This window comes from Candidatus Krumholzibacteriota bacterium (assembly GCA_016931295.1).
Taxonomy (GTDB): Bacteria; Krumholzibacteriota; Krumholzibacteriia; order Krumholzibacteriales; family Krumholzibacteriaceae; genus JAFGEZ01.
Genome location: JAFGEZ010000010.1, coordinates 34,785 through 49,551, shown reverse-complemented (window position 1 = coordinate 49,551; position 14,767 = coordinate 34,785). Strand labels below are relative to the sequence as shown.

Annotated in this window: 13 protein-coding genes; 12 read left to right on the top strand and 1 reads right to left on the bottom strand. The window is 67.0% G+C overall.

The genetic code is table 11. The features are described 5' to 3' along the window. Positions 1-104 precede the first annotated feature (104 nt). Positions 105-3,284: a VCBS repeat-containing protein gene (locus tag JW876_03145; GenBank protein MBN1884507.1), complete on the top strand. Its 3,180-nt coding sequence runs from the start codon at positions 105-107 to the stop codon at positions 3,282-3,284. A gap of 78 nt (positions 3,285-3,362) precedes the next feature. Further along, complete coding sequence (locus JW876_03140; GenBank protein ID MBN1884506.1) at positions 3,363-4,286, top strand: PorV/PorQ family protein; 924 nt, start codon at positions 3,363-3,365, stop codon at positions 4,284-4,286. Here the strand turns inward: JW876_03140 and JW876_03135 are convergent. Next, complete coding sequence (locus tag JW876_03135; protein MBN1884505.1) at positions 4,247-5,005, bottom strand: UDP-2,3-diacylglucosamine diphosphatase; 759 nt, start codon at positions 5,003-5,005, stop codon at positions 4,247-4,249. The genes JW876_03140 and JW876_03135 overlap by 40 nt on opposite strands. 114 nt (positions 5,006-5,119) lie before the next feature. Between JW876_03135 and JW876_03130 the strand changes: the two genes are divergently transcribed. The 10 genes from JW876_03130 to JW876_03085 all read left to right on the top strand — a co-directional run bounded on the left by JW876_03130 (position 5,120) and on the right by JW876_03085 (position 14,736). Beyond that, positions 5,120-5,482 carry a hypothetical protein gene (locus JW876_03130; protein MBN1884504.1) on the top strand — a complete coding sequence of 121 codons (363 nt, stop codon included), beginning with the start codon at positions 5,120-5,122 and terminating at the stop codon, positions 5,480-5,482. A 522-nt stretch (positions 5,483-6,004) separates the two neighbouring features. Then, complete coding sequence (locus JW876_03125) at positions 6,005-6,868, top strand: RNA polymerase sigma factor RpoD/SigA (GenBank protein MBN1884503.1); 864 nt, start codon at positions 6,005-6,007, stop codon at positions 6,866-6,868. Positions 6,869-7,051: 183 nt separating this feature from the next. Then, entirely contained in the window at positions 7,052-7,966 is a 915-nt protein-coding gene (locus JW876_03120) for a peptidoglycan DD-metalloendopeptidase family protein (protein MBN1884502.1), read from the top strand. A gap of 99 nt (positions 7,967-8,065) precedes the next feature. Then, positions 8,066-9,397, top strand: a complete 1,332-nt coding sequence (locus tag JW876_03115; protein ID MBN1884501.1) for an N-acetylmuramoyl-L-alanine amidase — start codon at positions 8,066-8,068, stop codon at positions 9,395-9,397. A 21-nt stretch (positions 9,398-9,418) separates the two neighbouring features. Then, a complete protein-coding gene (locus JW876_03110; GenBank protein ID MBN1884500.1) occupies positions 9,419-10,387 on the top strand; it encodes a hypothetical protein in 969 nt (322 codons plus the stop codon). Continuing rightward, positions 10,374-11,261 carry a PhnD/SsuA/transferrin family substrate-binding protein gene (locus JW876_03105; protein MBN1884499.1) on the top strand — a complete coding sequence of 296 codons (888 nt, stop codon included), beginning with the start codon at positions 10,374-10,376 and terminating at the stop codon, positions 11,259-11,261. The genes JW876_03110 and JW876_03105 overlap by 14 nt, the downstream gene beginning before the upstream one ends. A gap of 90 nt (positions 11,262-11,351) precedes the next feature. After that, positions 11,352-11,789, top strand: coding sequence for a VanZ family protein (locus tag JW876_03100; GenBank protein MBN1884498.1), 438 nt, complete (start codon positions 11,352-11,354; stop codon positions 11,787-11,789). Then, the gene (aspS, locus tag JW876_03095; protein ID MBN1884497.1) at positions 11,786-13,597 is read left to right on the top strand and encodes an aspartate--tRNA ligase; all 1,812 of its coding nucleotides are present in this window, start codon (positions 11,786-11,788) and stop codon (positions 13,595-13,597) included. The genes JW876_03100 and aspS overlap by 4 nt, the downstream gene beginning before the upstream one ends. Before the next feature lie 127 nt (positions 13,598-13,724). Beyond that, positions 13,725-14,015 carry a hypothetical protein gene (locus tag JW876_03090; GenBank protein MBN1884496.1) on the top strand — a complete coding sequence of 97 codons (291 nt, stop codon included), beginning with the start codon at positions 13,725-13,727 and terminating at the stop codon, positions 14,013-14,015. Positions 14,016-14,043: 28 nt separating this feature from the next. Further along, positions 14,044-14,736, top strand: coding sequence for a LysM peptidoglycan-binding domain-containing protein (locus tag JW876_03085; protein MBN1884495.1), 693 nt, complete (start codon positions 14,044-14,046; stop codon positions 14,734-14,736). Positions 14,737-14,767 lie beyond the last annotated feature (31 nt).

Here is a 14,767-nt window from a genome sequence, read left to right as displayed (position 1 = left end):
ATTGTCGAACAGGGGCGGCATGAGAGCTTCATTCTCCCCACCTTTTTGTCTTCGGTCGAATATGGCTTGATGGCCGCGCCACGCTTCATTATCATCGCATGACCATGAACGGAACCTTTCGCACCATCGCCGCGGCGTTCATCATTCTCTGCGCCTCCGGACCGGCCGCCGGGGAGACGGCTTTGCCGCGGCATCCCCGGACACCGCCCGGCGGCTTCTACGGCGAGCGCGCCGTCCGGGAACTCGCCGCCGGCCGGTTCGCCGCGCCGGACACGCTGCGGATCATCGTTTTCCGCGCCGCCTTCAGCGACACGACGTTCCTTCCCGAACACGGCGACGTTTGGTACGGGAACGAACTCAGGCATCTCCGCGAGTACTTCGACGGCGCCTCGCGCGGCCGCTTCGCGCTGCGCTGCGATCTCGCGCCGGGGATCACGGTCCTCTCCCGCTCCGAGGCGTACTACGGCGAGGACGGCGCCTGGGACGCGCGGATGGCCGAACTGCTGATGGAGCTCGTCCCGGCGGTCGACGACGCGATCGATTTCGCCCGCTACGACGGCGTTGCGGTGATACACGCCGGCGCGGGGCAGGAGACCGACTTCGTCGGCGACTCGGCCCGGCAGCTCTGGTCGGGATTCATCGATCCGAACGAGATGGCGGCCATCCTCGCCGACACGCTCGGCACGCCGGGCATTCCCACCGACGACCGGCGGGGGGCCGATACCGTCTTCGTGGACAATCTCATGGTCTGGCCGGAGGACGCCTCGCAGGACGGCTATATCTACGGCGCGATAGGCATCTACGCCTACCAGGTAGGGCTGCGGCTCGGGATGGTCCCCCTCTTCGACACGACGCCGTCCTCCTATCCCGACTCCCAGGGGATCGGCTCCTTCGGTCTCATGAGCTACGGTCTCTACAACGCCGCCGGATTCGTCCCCGCCTTTCCCTGCGCCTTCCACCGGTACCTGATGGGCTGGCTCGACGCGGTCGACGTGACAACCGACGCCCGCGTCCGCCTCGGCGACTGCAACAGCCCCGGCGCGGCCGACACGTCGCTGATCCGCATACCGGTGAGCGCGCACGAGTACTTCCTCGTCGTCAACCGTCTGCACGACGCCGATCTCGACGGCATCTTCGATTTCGGCGATATCGGCGGGCTGCCCGGCGTCCCGGACAACGAGGACACGCTTCTCGGCGCCGAGTTCGATTTCTTTCTCACGGCGACCACCAACCCCTCGGAGACGATCGACGGCATCAAGCGGACGTCGACGGGGTCGGGGATCTACGTATGGCACGTCGACGAACGGGTCATCCTCGAGCGTCTCGCGGCCGGCGGCCGGCCCAACGACGAGCCCGGGCGAAAGGGAGTCGATCTCGAGGAGGCGGACGGCATACAGGATCTCGATCGTCCCGGCGGCGCCTACGCGTTCGGCAGTTATTTCGACTCCTTCCGAGCGGGATCGGCGGTCGCCTTCGGACCGGCGACCGCCCCGTCGAGTCTCGCGAACAGCGGCGTACCGACCGGCGTCCTGCTCGATGGCATCCCGGCCGCCGCGCCTGCCGTGACCTTCGACGTCCGGTTCGTCGGGGCCCTGCCGCGGACCGACGCGGCGGTCGAGGGGCTCGCCGGACTGCTTGGCCCGGTGCCGGCCGATCTCGACGGCGACGGCCTGGAGGAACTCGTCCTCCTCGCGGACACGGGGTACGTCCACATCGTGCGCGCCGCGTCGAGCGCCGACTGGGCAGCGTCGGTCGAGACCGTGCATGTGCCCGGGGCCCTGTGGGCGGGATCGCCCGTCGTCGCCGATACCGACGGCGATGGCTCTCCCGAGATCTACGCCGTCGCCCGGGGGTGCCGTCTTCTCGCGTTCGACGCGGACGGATCGTTCCACCCGATCGACGACGACGCGACGCCGGGGAGTTTCACGCTCGCCGACTCGCTGGTGACGGCGCCGGTCGTCTTCGAGGCGGACGGCGACGACAACCCGGAGATCGGCGTCGTCTCCTCGACGCGCGGCGATACGCTCCACGTGTACATCGCCGGGTACGACCTGCCGGCGGCCGGCGATCTCGAGCAGGTCGCACCGCGCGTCGTCCGGTTCTCGACCGGCCGGGAGTTCGCCGCCGTCCTCACCGACCCGGCGCGTATCCGCTTCACGGGTCAGGCCGCCCCGGATACGCTCGAGGGGATCTGCTTCATGGCCTCGTCCCGGTACAACGTGCTCTACGCCGTCGTCCTCGGCTTCGAAGACGAGGGCGTGTGCATTTGGCAGGGCGAGGGGATCGGTCCGGCGACGCCCGTGCCGCCCCTGCCCGCGCCGGCCGTCGCGGACATCGACGGGGACGGCGCCGACGACATGATCTGGCCCCGCGCGCAAAGCGGACTCCTCGTCTACTCGCCGGACGGCATGCAAACGCGGCGGTACCTCGTTTCGGTGGACGGAGACCTCTCGTCGGCCGCGCTCTCCGACGTCGACGGCGACGGATTGCCCGAGACGGCGTTCCGGGACCGGGGGTATTTCCGGCTCGTGTCGCCGTCGGGCTCGACCCTCTTCGGCTGGCCCGGGGCGATCCCCGGGGAGGCCCTCTCCTTCGAGGCGGACACGCTTCCGGCCCCGCCGGTGATCGCCGACGTGGACGGCGACGGCGCGGCGGAGATCGTCTTCTCGGCCGCGGGGGACCTCTACGCGCTCGAGACGGACGGGCGGTCTGTCGCCGGCTGGCCGCTGCCGGGCGGCGGCGCCGGCGGATCGTCCCCCGCCGTGCTTCTCGGAAACGGCGACGCGCGGTACCTCTTCGCCGCCGGCGACGAGCGAACGATCGCCTCGGCCGGACAGACGGGGATCGGACCGGGCGCGTCGCGCACCGTGCTGACGCGCTACGAACTGCCCCTCTCCGAACCCGGCGGGAAAGAGTGGCGGTGCTACCGGCGCGACGCGTCGGGCGGTTCGCGCCTGGAGCCGGCGGCCGCCACCGATCCCGCCGAAGGTCTCGTCGACGAACGGTCCTTCGTCGTCTATCCCAACCCGGCAACGGGGGGGACGGTGACGATCCGCGTCGACGTTCACCGGCCCGCCGACGTCCGTCTGCGGATCCTCACGGTCCAGGGGGAACCGGTGCTCGACGAGGCACGGCGGCACTCGTGGGCGGCGGGAAGCCGTGTCCCCTTCGAGATGACCGTTTCGACCGACGCGATGGCGGGGGGGATCTATATCTGCGTGCTCGAGGTCCTGAGCGAGGAGGGCTCGTGGCGGGGCGCGAGGAAATTCGCCGTCATCCGCTGAGTTCCGGGACCCGTAAGGATTGATTCTGCGCCCACGATGGGTTATTATCGTACGAAGGCGACTGTCACGGGAGGAATCATGATCCGTCGAACGCTGATCGTCATATCGGTACTCGCCGCCCTCTGCCCGGCCGCGCGGGCGGGGGAACCGGGCACGGCGGGTTTCGTCTTCCTGCGACTCGGCAACGGAGCGCGCGCGGCGGGGATGGGCGAGGCCTTCACCGCCGTCGCCGACGACGCCACCGGCCTGACGTGGAACCCGGCGGGACTGGCGGCCGTCGAGGGCATCGAGCTCAATCTCTCCCATTCGGAGTGGATCGCCGACATCCGTTTCGAGCAGGTATCGGTGGCGAGCGAGATGTTCGGCGGCACGGTCGGCTTCAACTTCACCGGCCTCTACTACGGCGACATGGACCGGTACGGGCAATTCCCCACGCTCACGCCGGACGGGACGTTCGCGCCGTACGATCTCGCCGCGTCGGTCGGATACGCCCGGGACGTCCTCCCGAACCTCGCCGTCGGCCTGGCGGCGAAACTGATCTACGAGAAGATCGATTTCGAGTCCGCCACCGGCTGGGCCGTCGATATCGGTGTGGCGCACCGGACGATGATCGAGGGGCTCTCACTCGCCGCCTCGTTGCTCAACTTCGGACCGCAGGCGAAATTCGTCGAGGAGAAGTTCTACCCGCCGATCGAGATGCGCGTCGGCGCTTCCTACCGGCGCGACGACGCCCGGCTGCGCGGGGCGCTCATCGTCGCCACCGACGCCGTCATCGAGAACGACAGCGAGGATCTGAAGCTCCACGTCGGGGCGGAGTACACCTACCGGCGGATCGTCTCGGTGCGTGTCGGCTACAAGGGGAACTACTACGTCCAGGGCGCGACGCTCGGACTCGGTGTCCGCTACGACCGGTTCCGGTTCGATTACGCCTATCTGCCGATCGAGTTCGACCTCGGCGACAGTCACCGGTTCTCCCTGAGCATCTTTCCCGGCCGCCCGTAGAAATGCAGTGAGAACCGTTCGTCCTCGAGGCGCAGCCAGGAGCGGTGCGTCTCCCAGTCTCCCAGCATGACGAAGAGCCCCTCCTCGTGGATGTCCATGCAGGGGAGATGCACGTGTCCCATGACGAAGACGTCGTTGCCGCGATCGAAGAACCGCGCCGGGGCGATCCCGCGGACGCGGCGCGCGTGCCGCTCGGTCTTCGCGTGGGTGAAGTTCTTGCTCGCGCGCGAGAAACGGCCGGCGAGCCAGAAGAGCAGGTCGGGGTGGAGCAGGCGGGCTATCGAGACGGCGGGCCGGCTCCGTATGACGGCGCGGAGGATCTTGTAGCCGATGTCGCCGGGCAAAACCGTGTCGCCGTGCGTGAGGACGATGCGCCGCCCCTGCAGCTCGAGCTCCACGACCGCGGGAAGGATCTCGAATCCGTACGCATCGGACAGGTACGGGCCGAACCAGCCGTCGTGATTTCCCTCCATCACCATGATCCGGGTGCCCGATTCGCGCAGGCGGGCGAGTCCGCCGAGGATATCGGTGTAATGAGCGGGGACGACGTGGCGGTATTCGAACCAGAAGTCGAAGATGTCGCCGGCGAGATAGAGACGATCGGCGCCGCGCACGCCCTCCAGGAAGTCGAGAAAGGCTGCCCGCTTTTCCCTTTCATCCCCGGCGTCGCTGTGGTATGTGAAATGGGTGTCCGAAACGAAATAGACTGTCGCTCCCACGCGATCGGCTCCGTTCGTCTGGGGGCGTGTCGCCCCGGTCGCACGATGCCGGATATATGACAGAGCGACCGGGAGATATCAAGGGAAAACCGGAACGGGACGGGGGAGAAGCCGATGGATACGCTCTGGGAGAAAGTGAAGAAGAACCTGGTCGAGCTGTACGGCGCTGCCTACGACAAGACCGACGAACTGGCCCGCATCGGCAAGAAGAAGGTGGAGATGGCGGGCATCAACCGCACCATCGAGAAGCACCTCGCCGAACTCGGGGGGCGCGTGTACGACCTCGTCACCGTCGAGAAGCGCGGTGGCGTCATCGCCCGCGACGAACGGGTGAAGGTGATCGTCGAGGAGATCACGAAGCTCGAGGAGGACCTGCTGGTCAAGGAGCGCGAGATCGAGTCGATACGGGAAGAGAAGCGCGGCGAGGAGGAGAGCGCGGCGGCGGAAGAAAACGGCGAGGAGAGCCCCGGGTCGTGACGGTGCGGGGGTAATCCGGGCTGTCGCGACGGTCCGCGGGGCTACCGATCCTGCCGGGCGAGGAGCACCTCGGCGCCCGGGCCCGACGATCCCCGGAAAGGTCTTCGGGGCAGGAATCGGCAGGAAAAGAGAGAAATAGGCAGATATTATGATTATGGTGGCGGCTATGCCGGCACTTCCGGGCAGCGGGCCGTGAATCGGTCTTCCTTTTCCCCATATTGATGCTTGACATAGTGGAATTTTTTATGTAAACTTTGGCACTGTAATTGGTGTCAGGACACAGGTACAGTCAATCGATACATTCGCCAGAGGTACCTTTCCAGGACCCCCACCGCTAAAAAAGAACGATTCCGCATTACGGGTGTACAAGTGTATAGAGGCGGGCAGGACAGACGCCTCGAGCCCGTGAAACGGAGAAGGGGTCGTTCGGGAAGGGAACACGACATCTGGCGAATTCGTATAATAAGCAGGCCTTGCCAGAACGGCCTCAGTGAGTTACGTTATCAGTAGGAAGGGGATGCGATGTATCCCGAAAGCCGAGACGGAGATTACCTGGGCGAGCGCTCTCTCGACCTCTACCTGAGAGAGATCAACAACACGGCGCTGCTTACACGCGAGCAGGAGCGGAAACTCGCCCGCAGGATCCGGAAGGGCGAGGAAGAGGCGTTGCACGCGCTCGTCAAGGCCAACCTGCGCTTCGTCGTCTCCATCGCGAAACAGTACGTCAACCAGGGATTGTCCCTCGCCGACCTGATCAACGAGGGCAACATGGGCCTGATCAAGGCGGCTCACCGGTTCGACGAGAAGCGCGGATTCAAGTTCATCTCCTATGCCGTATGGTGGATCCGCCAGGCGATGCTGCAGGCGCTCGCGGAGCAGTCCCGCATCGTGCGCCTGCCGCTGAACCGCGCGGGCACACTCTACAGGATCGGCAAGGTCGCGCGTCAGCTCGACCAGGAACTGGGCAGGGCACCCGAGGTCGAGGAAATCGCCGCGAAGCTGAATCTCAGCAATGAAGAAGTCCGGGACACGATGCAGATCGCGAACAGCCATCTGTCCCTCGACGCCTCCTTCAACAACGACCAGGAAGAGAACAGCCTCGTCGACTACCTCGCGGACGACAACCAGGAGCCGCCCGACGAGATGACCTACACGAACGCCCTGAGCGAGGACATGCAGAAGGCGCTGGGTACGCTCACCGATCGCGAGCAGGCGATCCTGTCCTTCTACTTCGGGCTCGAGGGGGAAGAGCCCCTGACGCTCGAGGAGATCGGCAAGAAGATGAACCTCACCAGGGAACGCATACGCCAGATAAAGGAAAAGGCCATCCTCCGGCTCCGCCACAGCACCCGGAGCAAGTACCTCAAGGGGTACGTGGAGAGCTGAGTCGGCGGACCGGCCGGAACGATGCGAGGCGGAGGACCCGATGTCCTCCGCCTTTTTCCTGCCGACTGGAACACCCCTTGCAGTGTTGTGCGCGGATGCCGCGTTTTCGCTTGACATGAGACATCTCCGACCGTAGTTTCACCCCCGAGAAAACGGGGCGCGGACCAGGAGCGGCCGACAGCGATGGACAGGTATTTCACATTCCTCTACGTCAGGCGGGGCAACGCGGGCGTGCGGAGCTTCCGCATCCACCGGCGCGTGGCCGCCGGTCTGGCCGTCGCGGTCGTCATCCTCCTCGGCACGGCGATCGTCACGATCGGCCGTCTCGCCGGCGAGGCGGGCGACGCGAGGCGGGTCGCCGCCCTCGAGGAGGAGAACGCCCGCCTCCGTTCGCGGCTCGCCGGCCTGCGCGCCGAGGTGTCCGACCTCGAGAACCGGATGGCGGCGAATTTCACCCTCCAGAACCGCGCGCGTCTTCTCGCCAACCTCGATCCGATCTCCGACGACGTCTGGCAGGTGGGCGTGGGAGGACCGGAACCGGCCGGACCGGTCGATCTCTCCGGCTCCGACCTGTTCGGCGCGGACATCGCCGAGGATCTCGACAAGATGATCAGGCAGAGCGAACTCGAGCTCGCCTCCTACGAGGAGATCGTCGATCTGCTCCAGAAGGAGGCGGAGATGCGGGACGCGACGCCGTCGATCCGCCCGCTCCGCGGCGGGTACCTCTCCAGCCGGTTCGGCCGCCGCATGGATCCCTTCAGCGGCAGGATCACCCGTCACCTCGGCGTCGATTACCACGCGCGCACCGGGGAACCGGTCATCTCGACGGCCGACGGCATCGTCACGATGGCGAAAAAGAACGGGAGCTTCGGCCTCGAGGTCGAGATAAACCACGGAAACGGTTTCAAGACGAGGTACGGCCACCTCTCGAAGATGCTCGTGAAACGGGGGCAGCGCGTGAAGCGGGGGGAGACGATCGGGCTCGTCGGGAACACGGGTCGTTCCACCGGCCCGCATCTGCACTACGAGGTGCTCTTCCGGAAAGTCCACCGCGATCCCCTCCAGTACGTCATCCCGGAAGGCGTCTACTTCGACTGACGCTCCGCGGACCCGTGAACGCCCTTGCCCCGAACGGATCGAACGCGTAGACTCGAACGGCACGTCGATGCGCGCGATCCGGGAGAAAGGCTGCGGAACGTGAACGGGAGGATTCCGGCGATCATCCTTGCTTTCGCCGCGCTGGCGGCGGGACCGGCCGTATCCGCGTGGGCGGAGACGCCGCCGTCCTCGCGCCAGGTCGGCCGGATCAGGCACTGGACCGCTCCCGATCACACGCGGATCGTCCTCGACATGAGCGGCGAGTCCTCCTACGACGTCCGCGTCCTCGACCATCCCCACCGCATCGTGATCGAGATCCCCGACGGCCGGTTCTCCGAATCGGTGAAGCCGCTCGAGATCGGCGACGGCGTGGTCGAGCGGGTCCGCGTCAACCAGCTCCGCTCGCGGGCCCAGATCGTCCTCGACCTGCCGAGCGACGCACCCTATACGCATTTCGCGCTCCAACCCAACCGGAACCTGCCGTACCGGATCGTCGTCGACGTGAAGAAGGTGCTGACGGTGGAGCAGCGGCGGCATCGCGCCGAACAGGCGGCGCGGATCGCCGGCAGCGGCGACCGCATCGTCATCATCGACCCGGGCCACGGCGGAAGCAAGCCGGGCAGTTGCACGCGCTACGCCCCGCCGGAAAAGCAGCTCGCTCTCCAGCTCGCGCGCATGGTCGCCGCCGGGATCGACGCGCACGAGGGGTGCCGCGCCGTCATGACGCGCACGGGGGATTACGACGTCGACCTGCTCCGGCGCGTCGAGATCGCGAGAAGCCACGGCGGGCACTGCTTCGTCAGCATCCACTTCAATGGAAGCGAGAGCAGCCGTCCCCGCGGCTCGGAGGTCTACTTCCTCTCGATGGAGGGGGCCACCGACCGCAACGCCGCCTCGGTCGCCGAGCGCGAGAACCGGTTCATCGAGGCGCGCGAGAGCGGCGAGTCGGCGGCCGGCATGGGCGAGGACGTCACCTCGATCATCTCGGATTTCCGAAGGAACGAGACGATGCATCGCTCGTCCGTGCTGGCCGAACGCGTCGGCGAACGCTTGCGGCAGAGCGCGCATATCCCCTTCCGCGGCGTCAAGCAGGCCAATTTCAGCGTGCTGTGGGGGATCACGATGCCGGCGATCCTCGTCGAGGGGGCCTATCTCACCAACCGGCGCGACGCGAAGCTCCTCGGCAGGCGGGACGTGCTCGAGGAGATGGCGAAGGCGATCGCCGATGGCGTGGTCGCGTTTCTCGGCGAGGCCCCCCCGGCGGGCGGGACGATCGCGGCGGCGGGCGTCACGCATACGGTCGCGGCGGGTGAAACGCTCTGGGGGATCTCGCGACGCTACGGGATCAGCGTGACGGAACTGCGACGGCTGAACGGCCTCGGCGACGGATCGCGCATCCGGCCCGGGCAGAAGCTGAACATCGGCCGCTGAGCGGCCGAAAGGAGAGGACGGATGGAACGGATCGCCAGGGCGATCTCGGCGAACCTCGGGGCGAAGATCGTCGCGGTCGTCTTCGCCGTCGTCCTCTGGTTTCACGTGACGGCCCAACAGCAGGAAAACCAGTCCTTCCGAGTGCCCCTCGTCCTCGCCGGCATCCCCGAGAGCCTCACGGTTATCCACGGCGTGCCGGAATCGGTCGATCTCACGATCCGCGGGGCGCGGAGCAATCTCATCAAGATCCGCCTGCTCGGACGCCTGAAGGCGCGGATCGACCTGTCGACGATCGCGGGGGAGGGGCGGGTCAACATTCCGATGCGGGCGGGGATCCTCAACCTCTCGGAGGAGATCGATCCGCGAAACGTCACGATCGACAGTCCGAAGAATCTCAGCCTGAACGTCGAGCCGGTCGTCTCCCGCCAGGTTCCCGTCCGCGTGGCCTTCCGGGGCGAGATCCCGGAGGATCTCATCGTGACCGAGCAGCCGACCATCATCCCCGAGCGAGTCACCGTGCGGGGAGCGGCAAGCCTCGTCGGGGGAGTCACGGTGCTGTCGACGACGGAGATCGATATCCGCAACCGGCGGGGAAAGGTCCGCTTCGAGGCGGATATCGCGGTCAACGATCGTCGGCTCGAGGTGACGCCCGCCCGGGTGATGATCGAGATGGCGACGAGCCGCCGCGGTGTCCGGACGCTCGCCAACATCCCGCCCACGCTCCTGCAGACCGACGGCGGGCCGGCCGTCGAGTATCGTCCCCGCGCCGTCTCCCTGACGATCGAGGGGCCGGAGGAGGCGATCGCACGGATCACGGCGGAGGACGTCTCCGTCATCATCGACATCACCTCTCTCTCGCCGGGCACGTACCGGATCGAGCCGGAGATCATCGTGCCGAAGGGGATCGAGAGATACTGGCTCGACGTCGACGCGTTCGAGATCACGATCCCGCCGCCGGGCGGGGACGGAGCGGTCGATGAAAAACGGTAGATTTCTCGGGATCGACATCCACCTCCTCTCCTCGTATCTCGGCCGCTGGACGACCGTCTTCGTCTTCGGCGCCATCCTCCTCATCACCGCCGGCGCCCTGTTCTTCGAGGGAATCGACATCGCCCACACGCAGATCACGATCGGCGTGGCCGCGGCGGACTCCGCCGTCGCCGCCGTGCCCCTCCGGGCCCTCGCCGGACTCGTCCGCGAGCGGGGATGCGGCGACATCCGATGGCGATGGCTCGGGCCGTCAGATGCGCCCGCCGGCTGCGATTTCTACCTGCTCACGTCGGTCCAGGCGGCCCGGCCGGTGGCCGCCGGCGAACTCGAGCTCGCGCTCCTCGCGCTCTCCAGGGGGGGACGGCGATGCGCGACGGGGACGATCGTCCGCCTCCCGGGCCGGGCCGGTTCCCCGATCGAACGCGTCATCTTCACCTCGCCCTGGTCCGCGGCCGGCTACCTGTCGCCCCTGGCCCTCCTCGACGAACCGCCGCGAACGATCGATTTCGCGGCCGACCTGGGGGGAGAGGAGCGGGTCCTGCTCGGGGTCCTGTTCGGCGCGTACGACGCGGGCGGAATCGGCCTCGAGCGGCTGCGCGCCTTCGAGCGGGCGGGTACGATCAGGCCGGGAGAGCTCGAGATCGCCGGGATCGGCGAGTGTGTTCCCGAGATCGTCGTCGCCGTCGATCCCGACGCGGATCCGCGGATCGCGGCCGAACTCGTCGAACGCCTGCCCGCGGTCGCGGCGCGGATGTCCGCCCCGCTCGAAAGCCTCCTCGGGCGGATCGGGATCGCCGGTTTCGCCGCCGCCCGGGACGAGGACCGGGCCGCGCTCGCCCGAATCGCCTCGCGGCCGCCGGCGCGGGGGGATTGACCCCTGAACACGGCCCTTGTGCCCGGCCGTCGTCCGCCGCTATATTGTCGGGAGCGCCAGGGCGGACGGATCGACGAAAGGACGCCGAACGTGGGACGAGCGCTGCGGCCGTGGTGGCCCCTCTTCATCTGGGTCGCCCTGATCTTCGGACTCTCGTCGATTCCCGACCTTCCGGGGGAGGGCATCGATCTGCCCCGGCACACCGACAAGGTGGTGCACGGTTTCGAATACCTCGTTCTCGCCGTCCTCTTCTGCCGGGGGCTCGGCGCCGACACGCACCACCGCCGGCTGGTGATCGGCCTGGTGACCGTGTTTACCTGCATCGCCATCGCGGCGCTCGACGAGATGTACCAGAGCTACGTGCCGGGACGTGACGCGAGCCCGTACGACCTGGCCGCCGATGCGGTCGGCGTCATCGCCGGCAGTGTCGTGGCGATTCTCCGGCGCGACCGCGCGGCGCGGCGAGCCGGCGACGCATCAGCCGCCGACGGGCGCGGCGGGATCCGACAGGAGGGACGGCGCACGTGACAGATCAAATCATCTACCATATCGCCCCGCGGTGGAAGCGGACTCGCTACTGCGGAGAGCTCCGGCCGAGCGACGGCGGCGAACGGGTCGTCCTCGCCGGCTGGGTGAAGAAGGTCCGGGAATTCGGGGATCTCACCTTTCTCGACCTGTGGGACCGCAGCGGCCTCGTCCAGGCCGTGGTCGACGCGAAACGGCCCGGTCTCATGGAACTCTTCCGTTCCCTCCGGGCCGAGGACGTCGTCGCCGTCGCCGGGACGGTCGTGCGGCGCCCCGCAGAGATGGTCAACCCGCAGATGGCGACCGGGGAGGTGGAGATCGCGGTCGAGGAGGCCGAGGTCTTCAACCGCAGCAAGACCCCGCCGTTCAACGTTTCCGACAAGGCGAAAGCGGGCGACGATCTTCGCCTGCGTTACCGCTATCTCGATCTCCGGCGCGACTCGATGCAGCGCAACATCCGGCTGCGGCACGACCTGGCCATGAACGTCCGGCGATTTCTCGCCGGCGACGGGTTCCTCGAGATCGAGACGCCGATGCTCGTCAGGCGGACCCCCGAGGGCGCCCGGGACTACCTCGTGCCGAGCCGCCTGCAGCCGGGCCGATTCTACGCCCTGCCGCAGAGCCCGCAGCTCTACAAGCAGATACTCATGGTCTCCGGCTTCGACCGGTATTTCCAGCTGGCGCGCTGCCTGCGCGACGAGGACCTGCGGGCCGACCGCCAGCCGGAGCACACCCAGATCGACATCGAGATGAGCTTCGTCGACGAGGAGGACGTCTTCGCCGTCGTCGAGCGGATGATGGCCGGCATCTTCGGGGAACTCGCCGGCGTCCGCCTCGACGCCCCCTTCCGGCGCATCGACTACGACGAGGCGATGGCCCGCTACGGCACGGACAAACCGGATCTCCGCTTCGGCCTCGAGATCGTCGACGTCTCGGATCTCTTCGCCTCGAGCGGGTTCAACGTTTTCCGGGAGGCGGTCAGGACGGGCGGCGTCGTGCGCGGGATCGTTCTCGAGGAGGGGCTCTCCTTCTCGAAGAGCCGCATCCGGAAGTTCGAGGAACTCGTCCGCCGGCAGGGCGCGGGAGGCCTGGCCACCGTCTCGGCGGGCCCCGACGGTATCGATTCCTCGATCGCGAAGTTCCTGTCCCCGGAGGAGACCGGGACGCTCGCGGAACGTTTCGGCGTCGGTCCCGCCCGGCCGGGACTCGTCATGCTCGTCGGGGGCCCGGCCGATACGACGGCGGCCGCCCTCGGCGCGCTCCGCTCGGCTCTCGGCGCCGAATACCGGCTCCAGGACGCCGCGGACGCGTTCAGCTTCGTCTGGATCAACCGGTTTCCCCTCCTCCTGCCCGCCGAGGGAGGGGGATGGGAGCCGGCGCATCATATCTTTTCCATACCCCTCGAGGAGGATCTGCCGCTGCTCGACGGGGATCCGGGCCGGGTCCGGGGGCATCTCTACGATCTCGTCTGCAACGGCGTCGAGCTCGGTTCGGGGAGCATCCGCGTGCATCACCGTGCGCTCCAGGAAAAGCTCTTCGCGCTCATCGGCCTCGACCGGGAGACGGCGGAGCACCGGTTCGGCTTTCTCCTCGAGGCGTTCGAGCACGGGGCGCCGCCGCACGGCGGGATCGCGCTCGGCGTCGACCGGATAGCGATGATCCTCGGCGGTGAGAGCTCGATACGCGATTTCATCGCCTTTCCGAAGACGCAGAAGGCCACCTCGCTCATGGAGGGAGCGCCGTCGACCGTCGAGCGATCGCTTCTCGACGATCTCCATATCCGGGTAATCGAAAGAAGCGACGGGGAATAGAGAGGAACGACCGGGCATGTCTCTTGCATGTGGATGTCGACGAGGCTTTTTGCTTGACATCATGCGAAAGCGATATTAACGTAACTGTAACTTGATAAATAGTATACCATAAGGAGGGATGGACCGTATGAAGCCGGTACTGCATATGATCATGGCCGCCGTCCTGCTCGGGATCCTGTCGATGTTTTCCGGCGGGTGCGGGCCTGTGCCGTATTGCGATACGAGCCTCGTGACGCTCGACGAGACGAGACTCGACGTGGAGAACTACGAACAGGAGGCCGCGGAGACGGCGCAGCGTGTCGCCGAGCTGGAGAAACAGCTTGCCGAGACCCGGAAGAACATCAGCGATGTCGAAAGCCGGCCCGCCGAGCTCGAAGAGAAGGTAAACGAACTCAAGAAGGGCAGCGGCAGGGAATAGCCGGGCTCACCGGGAGGGAGATACGGGCATGCTGAAGAGAACGAAGGTCATGACGGCGCTTATCGTCCCGATGGCCCTGGTCTTCGCGGTCGGCTGCACGAAGTACCAGCCGCGGCCGATCAACATCGCGGAGGGCGAATACTACGAGGACGAGGAGTACCAGAAGCTTTCGAAGGACGACCGGGAGGCGTACTGCCGCGAGCTGGCCGACGAGCTGATCCAGCTTCAGGGCCGGTCGGAGACCGCGCAGAACGAACTCACGTCGAACAAGGACCGCATCCGAACGCTCACCACGGACATCCGCGACTCGGAGCGTGAATACGCGAACCTCTCGGCGCAGATCGACGAGCTCACGCGCCAGCTCCAGGTGCTCGCGCAGCTGCCGAAGACGTGGACCCTCCAGTACGGCGAATGCCTGTGGAACCTCGCCGGCTACGAGGAGATCTACGGCGATCCCCTCAAGTGGACGAGGATCTGGCGCGCGAACTCCGGCATGATCGAGGATCCCGACTGGGTGCTCGCCGGATGGGAGCTCGCGATCCCGCGCGACTGGCCGAAGCAACACACCGTGGTCCGGGACGAGTGGCTCGCCAAGATCGCCGGTTACTGGGAAGTCTACGACAACTGGCGCGACTGGCCGAAACTCTTCGAGGCCAACAAGGGACAGATCAACGATCCGGATCTGATCTTCCCCGAACAGGTGCTGGTGATCCCCAGGTAGGGGGGTCGCGTGAACACCGGCGCTGCCAATA

Coding starts and splice junctions, on each gene's coding strand:
- JW876_03110 (MBN1884500.1), top strand. CDS start 9,419: ATGGAACGGATCGCCAGGGCGATCTCGGCGAACCTCGGGGCGAAGATC.
- JW876_03130 (MBN1884504.1), top strand. CDS start 5,120: ATGGATACGCTCTGGGAGAAAGTGAAGAAGAACCTGGTCGAGCTGTAC.
- JW876_03105 (MBN1884499.1), top strand. CDS start 10,374: ATGAAAAACGGTAGATTTCTCGGGATCGACATCCACCTCCTCTCCTCG.
- JW876_03120 (MBN1884502.1), top strand. CDS start 7,052: ATGGACAGGTATTTCACATTCCTCTACGTCAGGCGGGGCAACGCGGGC.
- JW876_03090 (MBN1884496.1), top strand. CDS start 13,725: ATGAAGCCGGTACTGCATATGATCATGGCCGCCGTCCTGCTCGGGATC.
- JW876_03085 (MBN1884495.1), top strand. CDS start 14,044: ATGCTGAAGAGAACGAAGGTCATGACGGCGCTTATCGTCCCGATGGCC.
- JW876_03125 (MBN1884503.1), top strand. CDS start 6,005: ATGTATCCCGAAAGCCGAGACGGAGATTACCTGGGCGAGCGCTCTCTC.
- JW876_03145 (MBN1884507.1), top strand. CDS start 105: ATGAACGGAACCTTTCGCACCATCGCCGCGGCGTTCATCATTCTCTGC.
- JW876_03140 (MBN1884506.1), top strand. CDS start 3,363: ATGATCCGTCGAACGCTGATCGTCATATCGGTACTCGCCGCCCTCTGC.